The organism is Nonomuraea sp. NPDC005692 (genome assembly GCF_040631115.1).
Lineage (GTDB): Bacteria > Actinomycetota > Actinomycetes > Streptosporangiales > Streptosporangiaceae > Nonomuraea.
In genome coordinates this window covers 13,598-33,092 of sequence record NZ_JBEXYU010000058.1, presented here as the reverse complement: position 1 = coordinate 33,092, position 19,495 = coordinate 13,598, and the positions used below count along the sequence as shown (strand labels likewise).

At 73.7% G+C, this 19,495-nt stretch carries 19 protein-coding genes; 8 read left to right on the top strand and 11 right to left on the bottom strand.

The annotated features are described in order from the left end of the window. Positions 1 to 26: 26 nt before the first annotated feature. The 4 genes from ABZ459_RS51420 to secD all read left to right on the top strand — a co-directional run bounded on the left by ABZ459_RS51420 (position 27) and on the right by secD (position 5,621). Entirely contained in the window at positions 27 to 1,154 is a 1,128-nt protein-coding gene (locus ABZ459_RS51420) for an esterase-like activity of phytase family protein (protein WP_357988481.1), read from the top strand. Between the two features lie 147 nt (positions 1,155 to 1,301). Further along, positions 1,302 to 2,912, top strand: a complete 1,611-nt coding sequence (locus tag ABZ459_RS51415; RefSeq protein WP_357988478.1) for an amidase — start codon at positions 1,302 to 1,304, stop codon at positions 2,910 to 2,912. 55 nt (positions 2,913 to 2,967) lie between these two features. Further along, positions 2,968 to 3,345: a hypothetical protein gene (locus ABZ459_RS51410; protein WP_357988475.1), complete on the top strand. Its 378-nt coding sequence runs from the start codon at positions 2,968 to 2,970 to the stop codon at positions 3,343 to 3,345. 38 nt (positions 3,346 to 3,383) lie between these two features. Then, entirely contained in the window at positions 3,384 to 5,621 is a 2,238-nt protein-coding gene (gene secD, locus ABZ459_RS51405) for a protein translocase subunit SecD (RefSeq protein WP_357988472.1), read from the top strand. A 48-nt stretch (positions 5,622 to 5,669) separates the two neighbouring features. Here secD and ABZ459_RS51400 read toward each other — a convergent pair whose 3' ends face one another. The 8 genes from ABZ459_RS51400 to ABZ459_RS51365 form a co-directional block, all read right to left on the bottom strand. After that, complete coding sequence (locus tag ABZ459_RS51400) at positions 5,670 to 6,653, bottom strand: alpha/beta hydrolase (RefSeq protein ID WP_357988469.1); 984 nt, start codon at positions 6,651 to 6,653, stop codon at positions 5,670 to 5,672. 97 nt (positions 6,654 to 6,750) lie between these two features. Continuing rightward, positions 6,751 to 8,355 carry a GMC oxidoreductase gene (locus ABZ459_RS51395; RefSeq protein ID WP_357988466.1) on the bottom strand — a complete coding sequence of 535 codons (1,605 nt, stop codon included), beginning with the start codon at positions 8,353 to 8,355 and terminating at the stop codon, positions 6,751 to 6,753. 1 nt (position 8,356) lies between these two features. Next, positions 8,357 to 8,893, bottom strand: a complete 537-nt coding sequence (locus ABZ459_RS51390) for a carboxymuconolactone decarboxylase family protein (protein WP_357988463.1) — start codon at positions 8,891 to 8,893, stop codon at positions 8,357 to 8,359. Beyond that, positions 8,890 to 9,972 (bottom strand): dihydrodipicolinate reductase, encoded by a 1,083-nt coding sequence (locus ABZ459_RS51385; RefSeq protein ID WP_357988460.1) that lies wholly within the window; start codon positions 9,970 to 9,972, stop codon positions 8,890 to 8,892. Before ABZ459_RS51385 ends, ABZ459_RS51390 begins: the two co-directional genes overlap by 4 nt. A 68-nt stretch (positions 9,973 to 10,040) precedes the next feature. Beyond that, the gene (locus ABZ459_RS51380; protein ID WP_357988457.1) at positions 10,041 to 11,327 is read right to left on the bottom strand and encodes a hypothetical protein; all 1,287 of its coding nucleotides are present in this window, start codon (positions 11,325 to 11,327) and stop codon (positions 10,041 to 10,043) included. 76 nt (positions 11,328 to 11,403) lie between these two features. Continuing rightward, entirely contained in the window at positions 11,404 to 11,880 is a 477-nt protein-coding gene (locus ABZ459_RS51375) for a TIGR03618 family F420-dependent PPOX class oxidoreductase (RefSeq protein ID WP_357988454.1), read from the bottom strand. 33 nt (positions 11,881 to 11,913) lie between these two features. Continuing rightward, the gene (locus ABZ459_RS51370; RefSeq protein WP_357988451.1) at positions 11,914 to 13,353 is read right to left on the bottom strand and encodes a DHA2 family efflux MFS transporter permease subunit; all 1,440 of its coding nucleotides are present in this window, start codon (positions 13,351 to 13,353) and stop codon (positions 11,914 to 11,916) included. Between the two features lie 79 nt (positions 13,354 to 13,432). Then, a complete protein-coding gene (locus ABZ459_RS51365; RefSeq protein WP_357988448.1) occupies positions 13,433 to 13,918 on the bottom strand; it encodes a MarR family winged helix-turn-helix transcriptional regulator in 486 nt (161 codons plus the stop codon). A 125-nt stretch (positions 13,919 to 14,043) separates the two neighbouring features. Between ABZ459_RS51365 and ABZ459_RS51360 the strand changes: the two genes are divergently transcribed. Then, positions 14,044 to 14,478, top strand: coding sequence for a peptidase inhibitor family I36 protein (locus tag ABZ459_RS51360; RefSeq protein ID WP_357988445.1), 435 nt, complete (start codon positions 14,044 to 14,046; stop codon positions 14,476 to 14,478). 114 nt (positions 14,479 to 14,592) lie between these two features. Here the strand turns inward: ABZ459_RS51360 and ABZ459_RS51355 are convergent, their stop codons facing one another. Further along, positions 14,593 to 15,540 (bottom strand): SDR family NAD(P)-dependent oxidoreductase, encoded by a 948-nt coding sequence (locus ABZ459_RS51355; RefSeq protein ID WP_357988442.1) that lies wholly within the window; start codon positions 15,538 to 15,540, stop codon positions 14,593 to 14,595. Between the two features lie 53 nt (positions 15,541 to 15,593). Here ABZ459_RS51355 and ABZ459_RS51350 point away from each other — a divergent pair, with 53 nt between their 5' ends. Then, positions 15,594 to 16,025, top strand: coding sequence for a MerR family transcriptional regulator (locus tag ABZ459_RS51350; RefSeq protein ID WP_357988439.1), 432 nt, complete (start codon positions 15,594 to 15,596; stop codon positions 16,023 to 16,025). 32 nt (positions 16,026 to 16,057) lie between these two features. Continuing rightward, the gene (locus ABZ459_RS51345; protein ID WP_357988436.1) at positions 16,058 to 16,618 is read left to right on the top strand and encodes a GNAT family N-acetyltransferase; all 561 of its coding nucleotides are present in this window, start codon (positions 16,058 to 16,060) and stop codon (positions 16,616 to 16,618) included. Positions 16,619 to 16,633: 15 nt separating this feature from the next. On the opposite strand, the gene ABZ459_RS51340 is transcribed toward ABZ459_RS51345, so the two are convergent. Next, a complete protein-coding gene (locus tag ABZ459_RS51340; RefSeq protein ID WP_357988433.1) occupies positions 16,634 to 17,089 on the bottom strand; it encodes a MarR family transcriptional regulator in 456 nt (151 codons plus the stop codon). Continuing rightward, on the bottom strand, positions 17,089 to 18,561 hold the full coding sequence (locus ABZ459_RS51335; protein ID WP_357988430.1) for an MFS transporter: 1,473 nt from the start codon (positions 18,559 to 18,561) through the stop codon (positions 17,089 to 17,091). Before ABZ459_RS51335 ends, ABZ459_RS51340 begins: the two co-directional genes overlap by 1 nt. A 362-nt stretch (positions 18,562 to 18,923) precedes the next feature. On the opposite strand from ABZ459_RS51335, the gene ABZ459_RS51330 reads away from it, so the two are divergent. After that, entirely contained in the window at positions 18,924 to 19,469 is a 546-nt protein-coding gene (locus tag ABZ459_RS51330; protein ID WP_357988427.1) for a tetratricopeptide repeat protein, read from the top strand. Positions 19,470 to 19,495: the final 26 nt, after the last annotated feature.

Here is a 19,495-nt window from a genome sequence, read left to right as displayed (position 1 = left end):
GTAACCGGAACGACACAGGGGACGGAATGCGAAGAATCACGGGGTTCGCGGTCGCGTGCGCGGTCGCCATGAGCGTCACCCAGCCCGCCTGGGCGGCCCCGCGGGAGGAGGTCCACATCACCCGGTACCTGGGGGAGCAGCGGCTGCCGTACCTGACGCAGTTCGACGGCACCACCGTCGGCGGGGTGTCGGGCATCGACCGCGACCCGCGCACCGGCGCCTGGTACCTGATCTCCGACGACCGCTGGCGCTACGGTCCCGCCCGCTTCTACACCGCCCGCCTGGACATCGACCGGGACTCGGGCGCGTTCACCGGCATCAGCCTGACCGGGGTGACCACGCTGACCAGGCGGGACGGCACCCCCTACCCCGGCTACGGCAAGCCCGGCTCGGCCGACCCCGAGTCCATCAGGTACGACCGCTGGTCCGGCCGCCTGCTGTGGGGCGACGAGGGCGACCGCCCGGACGCCGGCCACCCCGGCCTGCCGCTGGCCGCCTCCGGCGTGCGCGCCGCCGACCTCCAGGGCCGGCACCTGGGCGACCTGCGCCTGCCGGGCAACCTGCGCCTGACCACCACCGAGCACGGCCCGCGGCGCAACGCCGGTTTCGAGGGCCTGGCCGTCACCGCCCGCCGGATCACGGCGATGACCGAGGGGCCGCGGTACGAGGACGGCGAGCCGTCCACGGTCCGGCGCGGCGCGCCCGCCCGGCTCACCGTGTGGGACCGGCGGGGTGTCCCGCGCGGCCAGTACGTCTACCCCGTCGACGCGCTGCCGGCCGCGCCGGTGCCGCCCACCGGGGAGTCCGACAGCGGGGTCTCGGAGATCCTGCCCATCGACGACCACCGCTACCTGGCCCTGGAGCGCTCCTGGATCGAGGGCGTCGACTACAAGGTCAAGCTGTACGAGATCGACGTGACGGGCGCGACCGACGTGCTCGACCAGGACGACCTGAGCGCGGGATACCGGCCGGTGAGCAAGCGGCTGGTCTACGACCTGGGCGACTTCCGGCCGCCGGTGCAGAACCTGGAGGCCATGTCGTGGGGGCCGCGCCTGGCCAGCGGGGAGTGCACACTGGTGATCGGCTCGGACGACAACTTCAGCAGGAACGAGGTCAGCCAGTTCACGGCCTTCGCCGCCACGGGCTGCCCCTGACACCCCGCCGCCGGTCCGGCCCCGCGTAGCCGGGGCTCGTACCGGCGCCGGTCCGGCCCCGCGCCCGCGAGGCCCGGACCGAGGGTGGCGGATATATACGAATTGGAATATTTTCCCGGGAAAGCATTATGGCTACGCTCGACAGCCATGACTCTCCTGAAGCCCGCACGCCGGGCGGCCGCCGCTCTGGCGCTCGCGCTCGCCGCCGGGTTAACCGCGGCCGTCCCCGCGCACGCGCGCGAGGCGGCCCCGCCGTCCGCCGGCACCGTCCTGCGCGGGCTGGACCTCGACCGCGCCACCGTGCTCGACCTGCAACGCGCCATGGACCGCGGCCGCTTCGACGCGGTGACGCTGACCCGCTTCTACCTGGACCGCATCCGCGCGGTGGACCCGCTGCTGCACGCGGTCGTCCAGACCAACCCCGGCGCGCTGGGCGAGGCCGAGCGCAGCGACCGGCGCCGCCGCCGGGGCGCGCACGGGCCGCTGGAAGGCGTCCCGGTCCTGCTCAAGGACAACATCGACACCGCCGCGCCGCTCCGCACCACCGCCGGCTCGCAGGCGCTGCTCGGCGCCCGGCCGGCCGCGGAGGCGTTCCTCGTCCAGCGGTTGCGGGCGGCCGGCGCGGTGATCCTGGGCAAGGCCAACCTGTCGGAATGGGCGAACTTCCGCTCCAGCCCGTCCTCCAGCGGATGGAGCGCGGTCGGCGGACAGACCAACAACCCCTACGTCCTTGACCGCAACCCCTGCGGGTCGAGCAGCGGCTCGGCGGTCGCCGCCGCCGCCACCCTGGCCGCCGTCACCATCGGCACCGAGACCGACGGCTCGATCGTCTGCCCGGCCGGGATCAACGGCGTGGTCGGCATCAAGCCCACGCTCGGGCTGGTCAGCCGGGCCGGCGTGGTGCCGCTCTCGGCCCGGCAGGACACCGCCGGGCCCATCACCAGGAACCTCACCGACGCCGCCGCCGTGCTCTCGGTCATCCAGGGCCAGGACCCGCGCGACCCGGCGACCGTCCCGGGCGGCGACCGCGACTACCTCAGGGCCCTGCGTCCCGGCGCGCTGAACGGCGCCCGCGTCGGCGTGTGGCGCTCGGTCGCGGGTGACAACCAGGAGGTGCGCGCCGCCCTTGACGCCACGGTCGCCACCCTCAAGGCCCGCGGCGCGACCGTGGTGGACGTCGAGCTGGAGGGCATGGACCAGGCCGGCGAGGCCGAGTTCCCGGCGCTGCTGACCGAGTTCAAGCACGACCTGAACGCCTACCTGGCCGCCACCCCCGGACGGCACCCCGCCGACCTGGCCGGGCTGATCGACTTCAACCGGCGGCACGCCGGGACCGAGCTGCGGTACTTCGGCCAGGAGATCTTCGAGCAGGCGCAGGCCACCACCGGCGACCTGGACGACCCCGCCTACCGCGCCCTCCGCGACAAGGCCACCACGCTGGCCCGCCGCGCGATCGACTCGGCGATGGCCGACGGCCGCCTGGACGCGCTGCTCGCCCCCACCAACCACGCGGCCTGGCTGACCGACCTGACCAAGGGCGACGACTTCACCGGCTTCGTCTCCTCCTCCGCGCCCTCGGCGATCTCCGGCTACCCGGCGGTCACCGTCCCGGCCGGGTACGCCAGGGACGTCCTGCCGCTCGGCGTCACCTTCTTCGGCGGGCGTTTCTCCGAGCCGTCCCTGATCGCCCTCGGATACGCCTTCGAGCAGGCCACTCAGGTCCGCAAACCGCCGGGTTACCTGCGCACGCTGCCCTGAGCGGCCCGGCGGCGGGCTACGGTAGGGACGACGGTCACGACGGGAGGGAGGCGAGGTGCGCACCAGGCTGCCCGCCGCGCTGCTTCTCGTCCTGTCGTGGCTGCTCCCGGCGACGGGCCATGCCCAGGTCGCCGCCCAGGTCGCCGCCCAGGCCGTCACACAGGCCGTCACACAGGTCACGGCGATCCAGGCGGCGGCCGACCGGCCCGCCGTCGCCAAGCTCGGCTCCACACCGCCGCCGCCTCCGCTCGCGCAGGTCAGGCAGGCGGGGCACGACCAGGCCGGGCCCGGCGGGCAGGCGTTGCCCGCCGCGGCCCCGGCCCGGCTGCTCCACGTCTGGTCGGCCGTCGTACGGCGGCCCGCCCTCCGCGCCGCCGCCGACCGCCCCAGGGGCGCGGCGGCGGCCCGCGCGCCTCCCTCCACGGTGCTCTGAAGATCCCTCTTCCGCACACCTGAGCCTGTGGAGGCCTCATGTCACGTGCGCCCATGTGGCGCGCGCTGGCGGCGTTCGCCGTCATCGCGACCTCGATCATCCTGTCCCTCACCGCCACGCCACGCCTCGGCCTCGACCTGCGCGGCGGTACCCAGCTCGTCTTCGAGGCCAGAGACTCCCCGACGGTCAAGGCCGACTCCTCGGCCACCGACCGCGCCCTCGACGTGCTCCGCCGCCGGGCGGACGCGCTGGGGGTCGTCGATCCCACCCTGGCCCGCTCCGGCGAGAAGCGGATCATCGTCGAGCTGCCCGGCGTGCTCGACCCGAGCAAGGCGGCCGAGGTCATCGGCCGCACCGCCCAGCTCGCCTTCCATCCGGTCACCGGCCCGGGCAAGGCCGGGGACGCCACCGCGCTGCCCGACGAGAGCGGGACCCCGCTCGCGCTCGGCCCGGTGGCGATCAGCGGCGACGGCGTCAGCGACGCCACCGAGCGCAGCGATCCGCAGCGCGGGCCCGGCTGGTCGGTCACGGTCGACTTCCGCGACGCCGACGCCTGGCAGCGGATGACCGGCGAGGCCGCCTGCCAGCCGGCCGGCGACCCGAAGCGGCGCGTCGCCATCGTGCTCGACAAGAAGATCATCTCTTCGCCGCAGCTCGACCCGTCCGTGCCGTGCGGCGCCGGCATCCCCGGCGGCAACACCGAGATCACCGGGTCCTTCACCCACGAGGAGGCCCGCGACCTGGCCGTGCTGATCAAGGGCGGCGCGCTGCCCGTGCCGCTCGACCTGGTCGAGCAGCGGACGGTCGGCCCCACGCTGGGCGCCGACGCCATCGAGGCCAGCGTCAAGGCCGCGATCGCCGGGCTGGTGCTGACCGCCCTGTTCATCATCGTGATCTACCGACTGTCCGGCCTGCTCGCCGCCATCGCGCTCACCTGCTACGGCCTGATCTCCTACGCCGCGCTGGTCGCGATGGGCGCGACGTTCACGCTGCCCGGACTGGCCGGGTTCGTGCTGGCCATCGGCATGGCGGTCGACGCCAACGTGCTCGTCTTCGAACGCGCCAGGGAGGAGTACGGCCTGGCTCCGGCCCGCGGCCTCGCCCCGGCCCTGAACCGGGGGTTCAAGAACGCCTGGAGCGCCATCGCCGACTCCAACGTCACCACGCTCATCGCCGCCGCGCTGCTGTTCGGGCTGGCCTCCGGGCCGGTCAAGGGGTTCGGCGTGACGCTGGCGATCGGCGTGCTGGCCTCGCTGGTGTCGGCCATGCTGATCACCCGCGTGCTCACCCAGGCCGTCATCGGCCGGATCGGGCCGCGCCTTTCGGGCCTGGCCTCGCCGGGCGCCGTCCGGACGTGGCTGGCCCGCCGCGACCCCCAGCTCATGAAGGCCAGGAAGGTGTGGCTGGCGGTCGCGGGCGGCCTGGTCGTCGCGGCGCTGGCCGGGCTGTTCACCCGCGGCCTGGACTTCGGGGTCGAGTTCACCGGCGGCCGGCTCGTGGAGTTCGGCACCTCCAGGCCGGTCGAGGCCGACACGGCCCGGCGGCTCGTGAGCGAGGCCGGCTATCCGGGCGCGGTCGTGCAGACCGCCGCCGACGGCGTGACCGTGCGGGCCGGGCAGCTCGACCCGGCCAAGGTCCAGGCCGCGCTGGAGGGGCAGGGCGCCGAGGTGAGCAAGCGGCGCGACGAGTTCATCGGCCCCACGCTGGGCGAGGAGCTGCGCCGCAACGCCGTCATCGCGCTCGGCGTGGCCGTGGCGGCGCAGCTCCTCTACCTGGCGGTGCGCTTCCGGTGGACGTTCGGCACGGCGACCGTGCTGGCGCTGCTGGTGGACCTGGCCGTGGTGATCGGGCTGTTCGCCTGGCTCGGCAAGCCGGTGGACGGCGTGTTCCTCGCCGCGATGCTGACCGTGGTCGGCTACTCGGTCAACGACAAGGTGGTGGTGTTCGACCGGGTGCGCGAGTTGTGGGCCGCCCGCCGCACCGCGCCGCTGGCCGAGGCGGTGAACACGGCGATCCTGCAGACCGTGCCGCGGACCGTCAACACCGGGCTCGGCGCGCTGTTCGTGCTGGTCGCGCTCGCCGTCTTCGGCGGCGACTCGCTGCGTGACTTCGCGATCGCGCTGGTCACCGGCATCGTCGTGGGCACGCTGACGTCGTCGTTCGTGGCCGGCCCCGCGGCCATCGGCCTGGCCCGGTACGACCGCCGCCCGGCCCCCCAGCCGCCCGCGCCCAAGGCCGCCCGGCGCCCCCGCGAGGGCTCGGGAGCCGTGTTGTGACCGGCGCCGCGGGCCCGCCTCGCACGGGCGGGCCCGCGGCGTCGCAGGTCAGAGCCGGGCGAGCCAGTCCAGGAGGATGGCGTTGACCTCCTCCGGGCGTTCCTGCTGGATCCAGTGGCCGCAGTCGTCCAGGAGACGGGAGGAGACCAGGCCGGGCAGGGTGGTGGGGAAGGCGTCGATCGCGCCGGAGAGCCACCGGGTCGTGGCGTCCTGCGCGCCGCCGACGAACAGCGAGGGCTGGACGATCGGCGCGCCGTCGTGGGGTTCGAGGTCGGCCCAGTCGCGGTCCATGTTGCGGTAGCGGTTCAGCCCGCCGGTCAGGCCGGTGCGCTCGAACTCGGCGGCGTAGAAGTCGAGGTCGGCCTCGCTCAGCCAGCCGGGCAGCGTGCCGTCGGCCGGGAACCGGTCGCGCAGCCTGCCGCCCGGGGCCACGAACAGCGGGTGGGGCGCGCCCTCGCCCGGCATGGTGTCGGCGGACAGGGCCGCGTACGTGCCCGCCAGCCAGCCCCGGACGTCCGGCTCGATCTCGGCCTCGGCCCGGCCGGGCGTCTGGAAGTAGCTGACGTAGAACTCGTCCGTCCCGCCCATGGTGGCGAACACCTCGGTGGGCCGCGGCCCGCCGCGCGGCGTGTACGGCACGCTGAGCATGGCGACCGCGCGGAAGACGTCCGGCCGCAGCAGGGCGCTGTGGGCCGCGATCGAGGAGCCCCAGTCGTGGCCGACGATCACCGCCGTCCGCTCGCCCAGCGCCCGCACCACCGCCACGCCGTCCTCGACCAGCTCGGTCATCCGGTACGCGGCCACGTCCGCCGGCTTGGACGAGCGGCCGTAGCCGCGCACGTCGACCGCCACCGCCCGGTACCCGGCGGCGGCCAGCGCCGGGAGCTGGTGCCGCCAGGAGTACCAGGACTCGGGGAAGCCGTGCACCAGCAGCACCAGCGGCCCCTGCCCCGCCTCCACGAGATGGACGCGGCCGGCGGGGGAGGGCACCAGACGGTGGACGCCCTCGGTGACCGGGGTGGGCTGCGACATCGATCCTCCACGCACATGAGTCCAAACCTGTCACCAGGATCATGCGCGGCCCGTGCCGCCGCCCGCCAACTCCGTTGCCGTTTCGGCAAACCCTGCGTTAAAGGTCGGTGGCGATGATCTTCTCGATGTTCCGCTCGGCCAGCGCCGTGATGGTGACGAACGGGTTCACCGTGGTGTTGCCCGGGATCAGCGAGCCGTCGATGACGTACAGGCCGGGGTGGCCGGTCAGGCGGCCGTAGTTGTCGGTGGCCCTGTTCAGCACCGCGCCGCCGAGCGGGTGGTAGGTGAGGTGGTCGCCCCAGATCTTGTACACGCCGAACAGGTCGGTGCGGTAGATCGTCCCCTCCTTGGCGTTGATCTTGTCGAAGATCGTCTTGGCCATGTCGATGGACGTCTGCTTCCAGGCGGTCTGCCAGCTCAGGTCCACCTTGCCGGTCGCGGCGTTCCAGGAGAACTGCGCGCGGCGCGGGGTGTTGGTGATCGACAGGTAGAACGAGGCGTACGTCTCGATCCCGGTCGGCAGCGGCGCCACCTCGGCGAACGCGCCCCCGGCCGTCCAGTTGTCGATGCCCGCGCACGGGATGGCCGACTGCAGCTTGCCGGTCGGGTCCCACAGGTGGTTGGCCCGGCCGCACATGACGTTGCCGTTGTCGCCCCAGCCCTTGCCGACCTCGTCGCCCAGCCCCGGCAGCGCGCCGGTGGCCTTCAGCCTGACCAGCAGCTTGCTCGTGCCGACGCTGCCCGCGGCGAAGAACACCCGGGCGGCCGTGACGGTCTTGGCGGCGGTGACCGAGCCGTCGGTGGCGAGCTGGTCGATCCGGACGGTGTAGCCGCCGCCCGCCGCCGGGGCGACCGAGGTGACCTGGTGCAGCGGCGAGATCGTCACCCTGCCGGTCGCGCGGGCCCGCGCCAGGTAGGTCTTCTGCAGGGACTTCTTGCCGTGGTTGTTGCCGTAGAGGATCTCGCCGGCCAGCGCCGACTGGGTGGCCGTGCCGGCCGCCTCCTGCTTCATGTAGTCCCAGTCGTACACGTCCGGGACGAAGGTGAACGGGAAGCCGGAGCGCTGGGCGTGCTTGCGGCCGACGCGGGCGTACTGGTAGCACGCGGTGGTGTCGAACCAGGCCGGGTCCACCAGGCCGACGCCGAGGCCGGAGTTGGCGCGCGGGTAGTAGACGCCGTACATCTCGTCGGCGTCCACCGACGGGAGCACGGCGGCGAAGTTCTCCCGCTTGGGCGTGACGGCCATGCCGCCGTTGACCAGCGAGCCGCCGCCGACGCCGCGGCCCTGGTAGACCGTGATGCCGGCGAACTCCTCGGCGTCCAGGATGCCGGTGTAGCGGGGGATGTCCCGGTCGATGGGGAAGCCGAGGAAGTAGTTGAGCGGCGCCTTGGTCCTGGTGCGCAGCCAGTACGAGCGATAGTCGGGCTCGCGCGTGTTGCAGAAGATCTTGCCGTCCGAGCCGGGGGTGTCCCAGGCCATGCCCATCTCGATCATGTGCACCTCGACGCCCGCCTGGGCCAGGCGCAGGGCGGCCACCGAGCCGCCGTACCCGGTGCCGATCACCAGGACGGGGACGCGGGCGCCGTCGGAGATCGGCCCGCCGGCGACGGCGGCAGTGGCGGCGGCGGCGCGGCCGGGCAGTGCGGCGGCGCCCAGGAGGGAGGCGGTTCCGGCGATGAAGGTGCGGCGGCTGGTGTTCATGTCACGTGCCCTCGCTCGGTCGGTCTGACGCGGACTCGGTCGGTCTGACGGAGGGTGCCGGGCCGCCGGTCAGCATGCAGGCCGTGTCGAGGCCCAGCACGTGGTTGAGCCGGCCGAAGGCCCACCAGGAACCGATGCTCATGCTCAGTTCCACGATCTCGTTCTGGCTGTAGTGGTCGGTCATCCGGGACCAGAACTCCTCGTCGAGCCCGTGGTGGTCCAGGGCGTAGCGCTCGGCGTACTCGGCGGCGAGCCGGGTGCGCGCGTCGAAGGCGTCCGTGGCGCGCCAGTCCGCGACCGCGTCGGCGAAGCCGTCCTCGACCTTGACGCCGTCGCGCTCGGTGCGCCAGTCGAGGCAGAAGACGCATCCGTTGATCTGCGCGATCCGCAGCCGGGCCGCCTCGAACTCGCGCAGGCCCAGTGTGGTGTGGGCGTAGACGGCCATGGAGAACTTCGAGGCGGCGGTGCCGATGCCGGGGACCAGCTCGCCCCAGACGTACGCGATCGGGTCCTTGCCGCCGGGAACGTCGACGATCATGGGTGCTTCCTTCCGAGCCGGCCGGACGCGGGGCGCAGCGGGACGTCGAGCGCGTCGTACAGGCCGGGCGGGGCGGCGGCGAGCCAGTCGATGGCGTTCACCAGCCGGCCCGCCGCGGTGGCGTTCCCGCCCGCCGAACGGTTGCCGCCCTCGTCGGTGGCCTCGATCGTGACCTCGATCCGCGGGCGGCCCTCGACGATCACCCGGTGGGCGCCGTCGCCGCCGTCCGGGGGGAGCGGCCAGTCGGGGGCGCAGGCGGCGTGCACGCGGGTGACGTGCTCGATCACGATGCGCGGCTCGCCCTCGACGACGCCCTGCACCTCGAACCGCACCGCGCCCTGGGTGCCGGCCTCGAAGACGCCCATGCGGGCGGTGGTGACCGTACGGTCGAGCGCACGCCGCTCGACGACCTCGCGGATCTCCTCCAGGGTGACGCCGAGGGCCCGCGCCATCAGCCGTACCTGACCGCCCCACACCATGGACGGGACCGTGGGCGCGATCATCGGCGGCTCGTAGTCCATGGGCTGGCCCATGCCGACCATGTACCGGACCGCGTCCGGGCGGTCGTAGCCGGAGTAGTCGAAGATCTCCTGGCAGCGGATGGCGTCCACGACCGAGCCGAGGCCGCTGAGCAGCAGGGGCAGCAGGTCGTTGCCCCAGCCGGGGTCGATGCCGGAGGCGAACAGGGAGCCGCCGCCCTCGGCGACGGCGGCCAGCACCTGCTCCCGCAGCTCGGGCGGGGCGCCGCGGTGGTCGTAGAGGGCGTACAGGGAGGGCGTGACGACGACGGCGCCGGCCCGGACGGCCCTCAGGACGTCGGCCAGGGCGTCGTCGGGACGCAGGTCGCCGGAGGCGGCGTACACGACGGCACGGGGACGCGCGGCCAGGACGGCGGCGGCGTCGTCGGTCGCGGTGACGCCGAGGTCGCGGCCGAGTCCGGCGAGCTCCCCGGCGTCGCGGCCGGCCTTGCCGGGGGAGTGCACGACGACGGCGGCGAGACTGAGGTCGGGATGGGCCTCCACGGCCCTGATGGCGGCGCGGCCGACGTTGCCGGTACCCCACACCACGGTGGACGTCATGGGCGGAGCGTAGCAAGCGCTTGGTTTGGTGTACAGGGCCCCGCGACCGGCCGGCCGCGCGGGCGTTCTCAGCCCTCGACGGCCTTGATGAACAGGTCTCCGGTGGCGGTCTTGACGAGGTCGGCCTTCCCGGTGGCGGGGTCGACGAGGGCCACGTCGGCGGCCCCCTGCATCGTGACCATGATCCGGCCCGCGCCGAACGCGATCCCCCGGTGCGCCGTGTCGGCGAGATAGTCGCCCGTGAGCCGGCGGTCCCGCGCCTCGTCCCTCGGGGACAGCAGCAGCAACGCCGGGTCGCCGTGGTCGCCGCCCAGGGCCGCCACCTGGCCGTCGGCGGCGGCCAGCTCCGCGTCCCAGGGCTCCCGCAGGTCCGTCACCGTGCGGATGGCCTTGAGGCGGAGGTCGTAGAACCGCAGCCGGCCGCATGGCGGCGAGAACACGGCCGGCCCGGTGCCCGGGACGTACACCAGGCTGTCGCCGAAGCCGGCGCAGGGTTCGCCGTCGTCGTCGCGCGGTGGCCGCAGCCGTACCGCGCTCAGTCTGCGGGCCGTGACGTCGCGGACGACGGTGACCGCGCCCAGGGGCGAGTCGTCCCGGGCGCCGACGTCCTGGCGGCCGGCGCCGTCCGCGTACTCCTCCGGGGCGCCGATCGCGAGGCCCACGCCGCCGCCGGCCAGCGGGCCGAGGGCGAGCCGGTCGCCGAACCGGTCGGCGACCTCGGAGCTGCCGGGCACGCCGGGCGTCTCCTGGGTGATCCGCCGGACGAACACGCCCTTCCTGAACAGGTAGACCGCGCCGCCCGGCAGCTCCCGCGGGGCGCCGATCGCGACGAGGTCGCCGTAGGCGGCGACGGACTCGCCGAAGGCCGCGTCCTCCTGCGGCAGGGGCGAGACGAGCCGGCGCGGCGGCGCGGCGGCCCCGCCGTGCAGGACGTAGACCCCGCCCGCCCCCTTCCGGCCGGCCACGGTGAGGGTACGGGTGCCGACGACGAGGTCCACGCAGCGGTCGTCGTTGACGTGGGCCATGGTCACCGACCAGCCGAAGCCCTTCATCCGGTTCCCCGGCGGGGTGGGGACGTGGATGACCCGGCCCGCCGACAGGACGTGCACCCGGCCGGTGGTGCCGAGATAGCCGAGGGCGACGTCGTCGCGGCCGTCGCCGTCGAAGTCGCGGGCGCTCGCACCCTCGCACCCGCTGCGCACCGGCCGCACGACCGGGGGCCGGGTCGCGGCCCGCACGGACGGGACGTGGGCCGGTGTGGCGGTCGTGCCCGGCGTGGCGGCGGGCCCCGGTGCGGAACACGCGGTCAGCGCCCCCACCAGCAGTACCACGAGCGGACGGCCCGGGACCGGCATACGACGACCTCCCCTTGTCGATCGCGACATCCTCGCCCGCCCTCCGGCTCCCGGCAACCTCACCCGGGGCCGCCGGTCAGGCCGCGTCCAGGGCGATGCCGTAGAGGTGGTCCACCCGGATCCTGATGACCAGGCGGCGGCCCCGGGCCATCTCCTCCAGGAAGGCGGCCTCGTCCGCCGGGTCGGGGAAGCCGCCGGCCATCTCCAGCAGCTCTCGTCCGGTGGCGTCGCCCGGGGTGAGCGACGGCTCGGAGACCTCCGCCCGTCCTTCGGCGACGGCGTACGACGGGATGTTCTCGCCCTGCAGGTGCACCGTCGCCCGCGGGTCGGCGAGCAGGTGGCGCACCTTGATGCGGCCCTCGGCGGAGGAGATGCGCAGGACGCGTCCGGCGGCGTCCCAGCGCAGGGCCATCGAGGCCAGGTGGGGGCGGCCGTCGCGCTTGAGCGTCGCCAGCACGCCGAAGGGCTGGCGGGCGAGGATCCGCAGGAGCTCGTCCTCGCTGAGGGGGCGGGCGCCGGGGCCCTGTCCGGGGCCGTACGTGTGCTCGGTCATGATGATCGGTTCCGTTTCGTGGTGAGAAGGGGTTCAGAGGGCGGCGGGCTGGTCGATCCGCGGCGCCTCGGCGGACGCGGCGGCGCGGGGACGGCGCAGGACGGCCAGGGCGACCACGACGGCCGTCGCGAGCAGACCGGCCGAGGTGGCGAAGGCCAGGTGGTAGCCGCCGGTGAGCGCCGCCGCCTCGGCCGCCCCGCCGGCGCGCAGCTCCTGCGTACGGGAGGCCGCCAGCGTGGTCAGGACGGCCACGCCCAGCGCCATGCCGATCTGCTGGGTGGTGTTGAACACCCCCGAGGCGAGCCCCGCGTCGTCCGGGCGGGCGGCCGACATGCCGAGCGTGGTCAGCGCCGGCAGCGCCAGCCCGCCGCCCGCGATCAGCACCATGACCGGCAGCAGGTCGGTGACGTAGTCGGCGTCCACCGGCACCCGCGTGAGCCAGGCCATCGCGGCCAGCAGCAGCACCAGCCCGGCCAGCAGGACGGCGGGCGCGCCGAAGCGGGCGCTCAGCCGCGCCGACACGAACAGCGACACGCCGCCGATCGCCACGGCCGCCGGGAGCATCGCCAGCCCGGTGGCGAGGGCGCCGTACCCGAGCACCTTCTGCATGTAGAGCGCGACGATGATCTGGAAGGCGAACATCGCCGACAGCGCCAGCATCTGCACGACGTTGGCCACGGCCACGTTGCGGGAGCGCAGCACGCGCAGCGGCATCAGCGGCGTGCGCGCGGTGGCCTGGCGCAGGAAGAACCCGGCGAGCAGGGCCAGCGACACCGCGCCGAACGCCAGGGTGTGCGCGGCGAGCCAGCCGTGCTCCTCGACCTTGACCACGGTGTAGATGCCCAGCATCAGGCCCGAGGTGACCAGCAGCGCGCCGGTCACGTCGGCACCCCGCGCGAGGCCGAGGCCCCGGTCGGCGGGCAGCGCGGGCAGCGCCAGCACGATCGTCGCCAGCCCGATCGGCAGGTTGATGAAGAAGATCCAGTGCCAGCTCAGCGCGTCGGTGAGCACGCCGCCGAGCACCTGCCCGATCGACGCGCCGGCCGCGCCGGTGAAGCTGAAGACCGCGATCGCCCTGCCCCGCTCGCGCGGCTCGGTGAACAGGGTCACCAGGATGCCGAGCACGACGGCCGAGGCCATCGCGCTGCCGACGCCCTGCAGGAAGCGGGCGGCGATCAGCAGGCCCTCGCTGTTCGCCACCCCGGCCAGCAGGGACGCGCCGGTGAACACCGCGTTCCCGGCCAGGAACATCGTCCTGCGGCCCACCAGGTCGCCGAGCCGCCCGGCGAGCAGCAGCAGCCCGCCGAACGCGAGCAGGTACGCGTTGACCACCCAGCTCAGCCCGGCGGGGGAGAACCCCAGGTCGCGCTGGATGGCGGGCATGGCCACGGTGACGATGCTGCCGTCGAGGATGGTCATCAAGGCGGACGTCGACAACACGGCCAGGGCGGTGTGCCGGGAGGTGAGGGACATGGTCGTCTCCTGTTCAAGGGGTGCAACAGGAGAGACCGTAGCAGATAGTTTCGTTGCAGACGATATGTGACGGAACTATTTAGCCGCGCTCCCTGGCCCGCCGGACCGGCTGCGGGGCCTCGGCCGGGGTCTCCAGGTGGCCGGTGACCAGCCTGTTCAGGGCGCGTACCAGCACCTCCCGCTCGTCGTCCGGGATCGAGCCGAGGGCCGTGGTGTGCACGCCGTCCACGATCTCCTGGCTGCGCCGCGCCACCTGCGCGCCCTTCTCGGTCACGGCGATGATCCGGGCCCGCCGGTCGGTGCTCGACGGCCGCCGCTCGGCCAGCCCGGCCTTCTCCAGGGCGTCGACGGTCACCACCATCGTGGTCTTGTCCATGTCGCCGATCTCGGCGAGCTGGATCTGCGTGCGCTCCTCCTCCAGGGCGTGCACGAGCACGCAGTGCATGCGCGCGGTCAGCCCCAGCTCGGCCAGGGCCGCCGCCATCCGGGTGCGCAGCACATGGCTGGTGTGGTCGAGCAGGAACGACAGGTCGTGCTCGGTACGCGAGGGCGCCATCGAAGTCATGTCGTCGAGGCTACCAACTCATCCCGTAGCGGATTATCCGCTGAAGAACATCCGCCCTGACGGTCTAGCGCAAGTTGATCTCACTATGTATGTTCGGACCGAAGGAAAGTTTCGTCCATGGAGGCATGGTGGGCAAGAAGTTTCACGTTCTGGCGTTACCGATCGCCGTGGCCGCGCTGGCCGCAGTGGCGTCCCCCGCCCAGGCGGCGACGGGGTACGACCGCTGCCAGGAGGGCAACTACTGCCTGTTCTCCGGTCTCGACGGCACCGGCGACATCGTCCAGCTCCAGGCGAGCACGGCCAACCTGGCGGCCCTGGGCATGGGCGACCGCGCCAAGTCCGACTGGAACCGCACCGACACGCTCATCCATCTCTACTCCGAGGCCGACTACGGCGGCTGCTCGGCCGTCACCGGCCCGCGTGGCAAGGGCAACTTCTACATCACCTTCCGCGACTTCTTCGACTCCGTCCGCTTCGGCGGCCCGAACGGGCCGTCCTGCTCCATCGGCGGCGACGAGCTGACCATCAAGCGCGCCGCGACCACCGACTCCCACGGCTGACCTTCGAACCCTCCGGCCGGCCCCGCGACCCCGCGGCGGCCGGCCGTCGCCGTATCTGGCGCGTGCGTGGCGGCGGTCCTGCTCCTGCTCAGGCCCCGCCGCCGGTGAGCCGGGTCAACAGGCGGCCTCGGCGGTCAGGTCGGCGGAGAGTCTCCACAGGCGGGCGGCGGCTTCGGGGTCCAGGGCCCACGGTTTGACGCCGCCGATCAGCATGTCGTCGCCCGTCGCCGGCTCGGCGAGGTCGCAGTCCTGGCAGTAGGCGCCGCCGTGCCCGTCCAGCAGGGGTGACGTGGCCGCCCACACCGCCGTCGCGGCGCCCTGTTCCGGGGTCTTGAAGCCGTCGGCCCGGCGTCCGCCGGGCGTGATCCAGCCCTGGGCGACCTGCTCCTCGTGGGGGATCCGGCGCTGCAGCGGGGTGAGGATGCTGCCCGGGTGCACGGCGAAGGCCCGCAGGCCGTCGGCCGCGCCGAGGGCGTCGAGATGGACGGCGAACAGGGCGTTGGCCGTCTTGGACTGCCCGTAGGCCGTCCAGTGGTCGTAGCCGTGGCGGAAGTGGAGGTCGTCCCAGCGGATGTCGGACAGGAAGTGCCCCGAGGAGGAGACCGACACCACCCGGGCCCCGGCGAGTGCCGGGCGCAGCCGGTTGACCAGGGCGAAGTGGCCGAGGTGGTTGATGGCGAGATGCGCCTCCCAGCCGGGGCCGACCGGCCGGTGGGGATGGGCCATGACGCCCGCGTTGCCGATGACGATGTCGAGGGTGCGGCCGCTCTCCAGGAACAGGTCGCCGAAGGCGCGGACGCTGCCGAGGTCGGCCAGGTCCAGCTCGCGCACCTCCGTGCGGGGGAGGGCGCGCAGCGCGTCCTTGGCCACGTCGGGACGGCGGGCGGGCACGACGACGTGCGCTCCCGCCCGTACCAGTGCGCGGGTGGCCGCCAGGCCGAGGCCCGAGTAGCCGCCGGTGATCAGGACGTTCCTGCCGGACAGGTCGATGCCGGCCAGGACGTCGTCGGCCGTGCTGTGCGCGCCGAAACCCGAGCCGATTCTGTGTTGTGTACGTGCCATGCCCCGACCGTAGAATCTAGACTGCAATCTAGGTCAAACTATGGCGAGGTGCCATGAGCAGGGACGCGGACCGCCTGTCCATCGGGGACGTCGCGCGGGCCACCGGGCTCGGCGTCCACGCGCTGCGCTTCTTCGAGCGGGAGGAGCTGTTCCTGCGGCCGATCCCGCGTACCGCCGGACGGCAGCGGGCCTACGACCGGGCCGACGTGGAGTGGTTGCTGTTGTGCAACCGGCTGCGGGAGTCCGGCATGCCGATCGCCACCCTGCGGAGGTTCGCCCACCTCGTCCGCTCGGGGCCGGGCAACGAGCCGGAGCGGCTCGCGCTCCTGGAGGAGCACGAGCGGGCCGTCCGCGACCGGATCGCCGATCTGACGGCGAGCCTGGAGATCATCCACAGCAAGGTCGTCACCTACCGCCGGCACGTCCGGGACGGGACCGCGGCCGGGGTCTGGTCGCCGACGCCGCCCCCGTCGCCTTCACCGTAGAGCGGCGGGGGCTGTCCTAGGATCAAGGACCCATGAGCCCGTCGCCCACGCTGTCCGCCACGGAGATCCGCGCCGAACGCCTGCTGCTGCGCAAGGCCCACGACGGCGACCGTGACGGTCTCGTCGAGCTGATGACCGACCCCGAGGTGCGCGAGCACCTGGGCGGCCCGCGGCCGCGGGACGACGTCGAACGTTTCCTCGACGCCGCCGGAACCGCCGCCGCGACGGCCGCCCCGGGCGCCTACGTCATCGCCGACCTCGTCACCGATCAGCTCCTCGGGACGCTGGCGCTCGACCGCCGCGCGGCCGGGCGTCCCGGGCACGTGACCGGCGACGGCGAGGAGCTGGAGCTGTCCTACGTGCTGCGCCGCCCGGCGTGGGGGAACGGGCTCGCCCACGAGGCGGCGACGGCCGCGCTGCGCGCCGCGGCGGGCGAACTGCCCGACCAGCCGGTGCTGGTCGTCACCAGGACCGCGCACGAACGATCGCTGAGACTGGCCGCCCGCCTGGGCTTCCGGCCGGTCGCCGGCTTCGAGGAGTTCGGCGCCGAGCAGACCCTCTGCGCCGCCCGCCTGTCCTGGTTCGAGGGCTGACCCTCTTGGCCGGCCTCACCGCCGGCGGGCCGGCTCCTCCGGGGTGAGCAGGAGGGCCATGATGCGGTCGAGCGCGGCCAGGTCGCCGGGGTCCAGGGCCAGCAGGGAACGCGGCGGACGGGCCAGGATGCGCTCGGCCTCCTCGGCGGCGGCCGTCCCCGCCGGGGTCAGCGTGACGATCTTGCTGCGGCGGTCGTCGGGGGAGACGCTGCGGGTCACGTGGCCGCGCCGCTCCAGGTCGTCGACCATCAGGGTGGTGTACGGCTTGTCGGTGGACAGCTCGGCGGTCAGCTCCCGCATGGTCATCGGCCCGGCCAGCAGGCGGCGCAGCGCCTTGACCCGGAAGAAGCTCATGCCGAGCGTCTCGGCCACCTCCTTGCGGCGGTCCTCCTGCCGCAGGACGAGGTCGTACATCGCCGCCCAGACGCGGGCCACGGCGTCGTGTCCGGAACTGCCGGGGGTTTCGGTCATCAAGCGTCCGCCGTTCTGTCGGGAGCGTGGGCGAGCCGTTCGGCGGTACGGGTGGCGCTGCGGCGGGCCCAGCCGGTCGTGGTCAGGATACCGAGCAGCAGGATGGCCAGCCCGCACCCGGCGACGATCCACCAGCCGACGTGGCTGGCCTGCGGGAACCCGGCGGCGAACGGGCCGGCCACCGCCGAGGTGACCAGCGAGCCGATGACCGCGACCCCGAGCGACTGGCCGATCTGGCGGCTGGTGGAGGCCACCGCCGCGGCCACGCCGGCCTGGGCGCGCGGCATGCCGGACACGGCGGTGTTGGTGATCGGCGCGTTCAGCATGCCGAACCCCACCCCGAACAGCACGTACGCGGCCATGAGCCGCCAGGTCGGCGTGTCCGCCGCGAGCCCGGTCATGATGAGGCCGCTGGCCGCCATGGTGACCCCGGCCACCAGCAACGGGACGCGGGGGCCGGCGTTCCCGACGATCCGGCCCGACAGCGGCGCGCAGACCACGGTGAGCCCGGCCATGGGCAGCGTGTAGAGGCCGGCGTGCAGGGCGGACAGGCCCAGCACGTCCTGGAGGTAGAGGGTGTTGACGAACAGGAACCCGCCCAGCGCGGCGAAGCCGCACACCGCGATGACCGTGGCCCCGGCGAACGGCGCGCTGCGGAAGAAGCGCAGGTCGATCAGCGGGTCGGTGCGGCGCAGCTCGTACGGCGCGAGCACGGCCAGCGCCAGCGCCGCGACCGCGAAGCAGCCCAGCGTGCGCGGTGACGCCCAGCCGGCCGCCGGCGCCTCGATGAAGCCGTACGTCAGGGTGGCCAGCAGCACGATGACCAGCGCCTGCCCGACCGGGTCCACCCGGCGCGGGCGCGGCGCACGCGACTCGGGCACGAACAACGCGCACAACGCGAACGCGGCCAGGCCCACCGGGATGTTGATCCAGAAGATCGCCTGCCAGCCGACCGAGTCCACCAGCGTGCCGCCGACCAGCGGGCCGAGCGCCATGCTGATGCCGATCACGCCGCCCCACACGCCGATCGCCCGCGCCCGCTCGCGCGGCTCGGTGAAGGTGTTCGTGATGATCGACATGGCGACCGGGTTGAGCATGGACCCGCCGACGGCCTGCAGCGCCCGCGCCGCGATCAGCCAGCCGAGGTCCGGCGCGAGCGAGCACATGAGCGAGCCGAGGGTGAACAGCGCCAGCCCCGTCTGGAACGTGCGCCGGCGGCCGACCCGGTCGCCGGTCGAGCCGGCCAGCATGAGCAGGCTCGCCAGCACCACCGTGTAGGCGTCGATGATCCACTGCAGGCCGGACATGGAGGCGTTCAGGTCGCGGCGGATGGCCGGCAGGGCGATGTTCACGATCGTGTTGTCCAGCCCGACGATGAACAGGCTCATGCAGCAGATGGCCAGCACGAGCATCCGCCGGCGAGGGCTGAGCGCGGGGGCGGGGGAGAGGGGCGCTCTACTCGTTATAGGCATATAACGATTATATTCGCATAACTAAGCACATGTCGCCTACCCCCCGGAACGCCGTACGGCCGCTGGCACCCCGTGAGGGCGTCCAGGGGCCGTACGGCTTGGTCGAGGAAGGTCGCGGCGGCCACCGTGAGCGCGGTCACCGCGTACACCGACACCTCCCCGGGCAGCAGGAGGACCGCCGGCAGGTCCACCACGGCCGGCGTTCCGACGACCGTCCTCCTCCCATGCTCGGACCACCTGCGACGAGCTGCCGTCCGGCGTCGGGACCGCCTCCGAGGAGGTCGGCGGGCGCGGGCGGGGGGCGGCCGTGATGGGCTTGTGGACCGGCAGGGGCGCTGGCCTGGTTCACGGCCGAGTGCGCCGTGCTCGTCGCCGCGGTGACGCGGGCCGCAGCCCTGGGCTTCGACACCCACGCCTGGCAGCTCGCCTGGCCCCTGGCCGACTTCCTCGATCGGCGCGGCATGCGGCACGAGCACCTGGCCGTCCAGACCACCGCGCCGGCCGCCGCGCGGCTCGGCGGCGACCGGATCGGGCAGGCGTGCGCGCTCAACGTGGCCGGCTGGTTCCACGCCCAGCTCGGCGACCAGGAACAGGCGCTCGAACACTGCCGCCAGGCGCTCGACCTGCACCGGCGGCTCGGCGACGTCCTCGGTCAGGCCAACGCCTGCGACAGCCTCGGCCACGCCTGCCACCGCCTGGCCCGCCACGAGGAGGCCGCCTCCTGGTACGGACGCGCGGTCGAGCTCTTCCGCGAGGCCGGCGACCGCTACCACCAGGCCGACACGCTCACCCGGCTCGGCGAGACCCTGCACGCGGCCGCACTCCCGGACGCCGCCGCCTGGCGCCAGGCCCTCACCCTCCTGGAAGCCTTCGACCGCCCTCCGCCGCCCAAGTCCGAACCCGGCTGACCGGCTGACCCGTACGCCGTGGACGT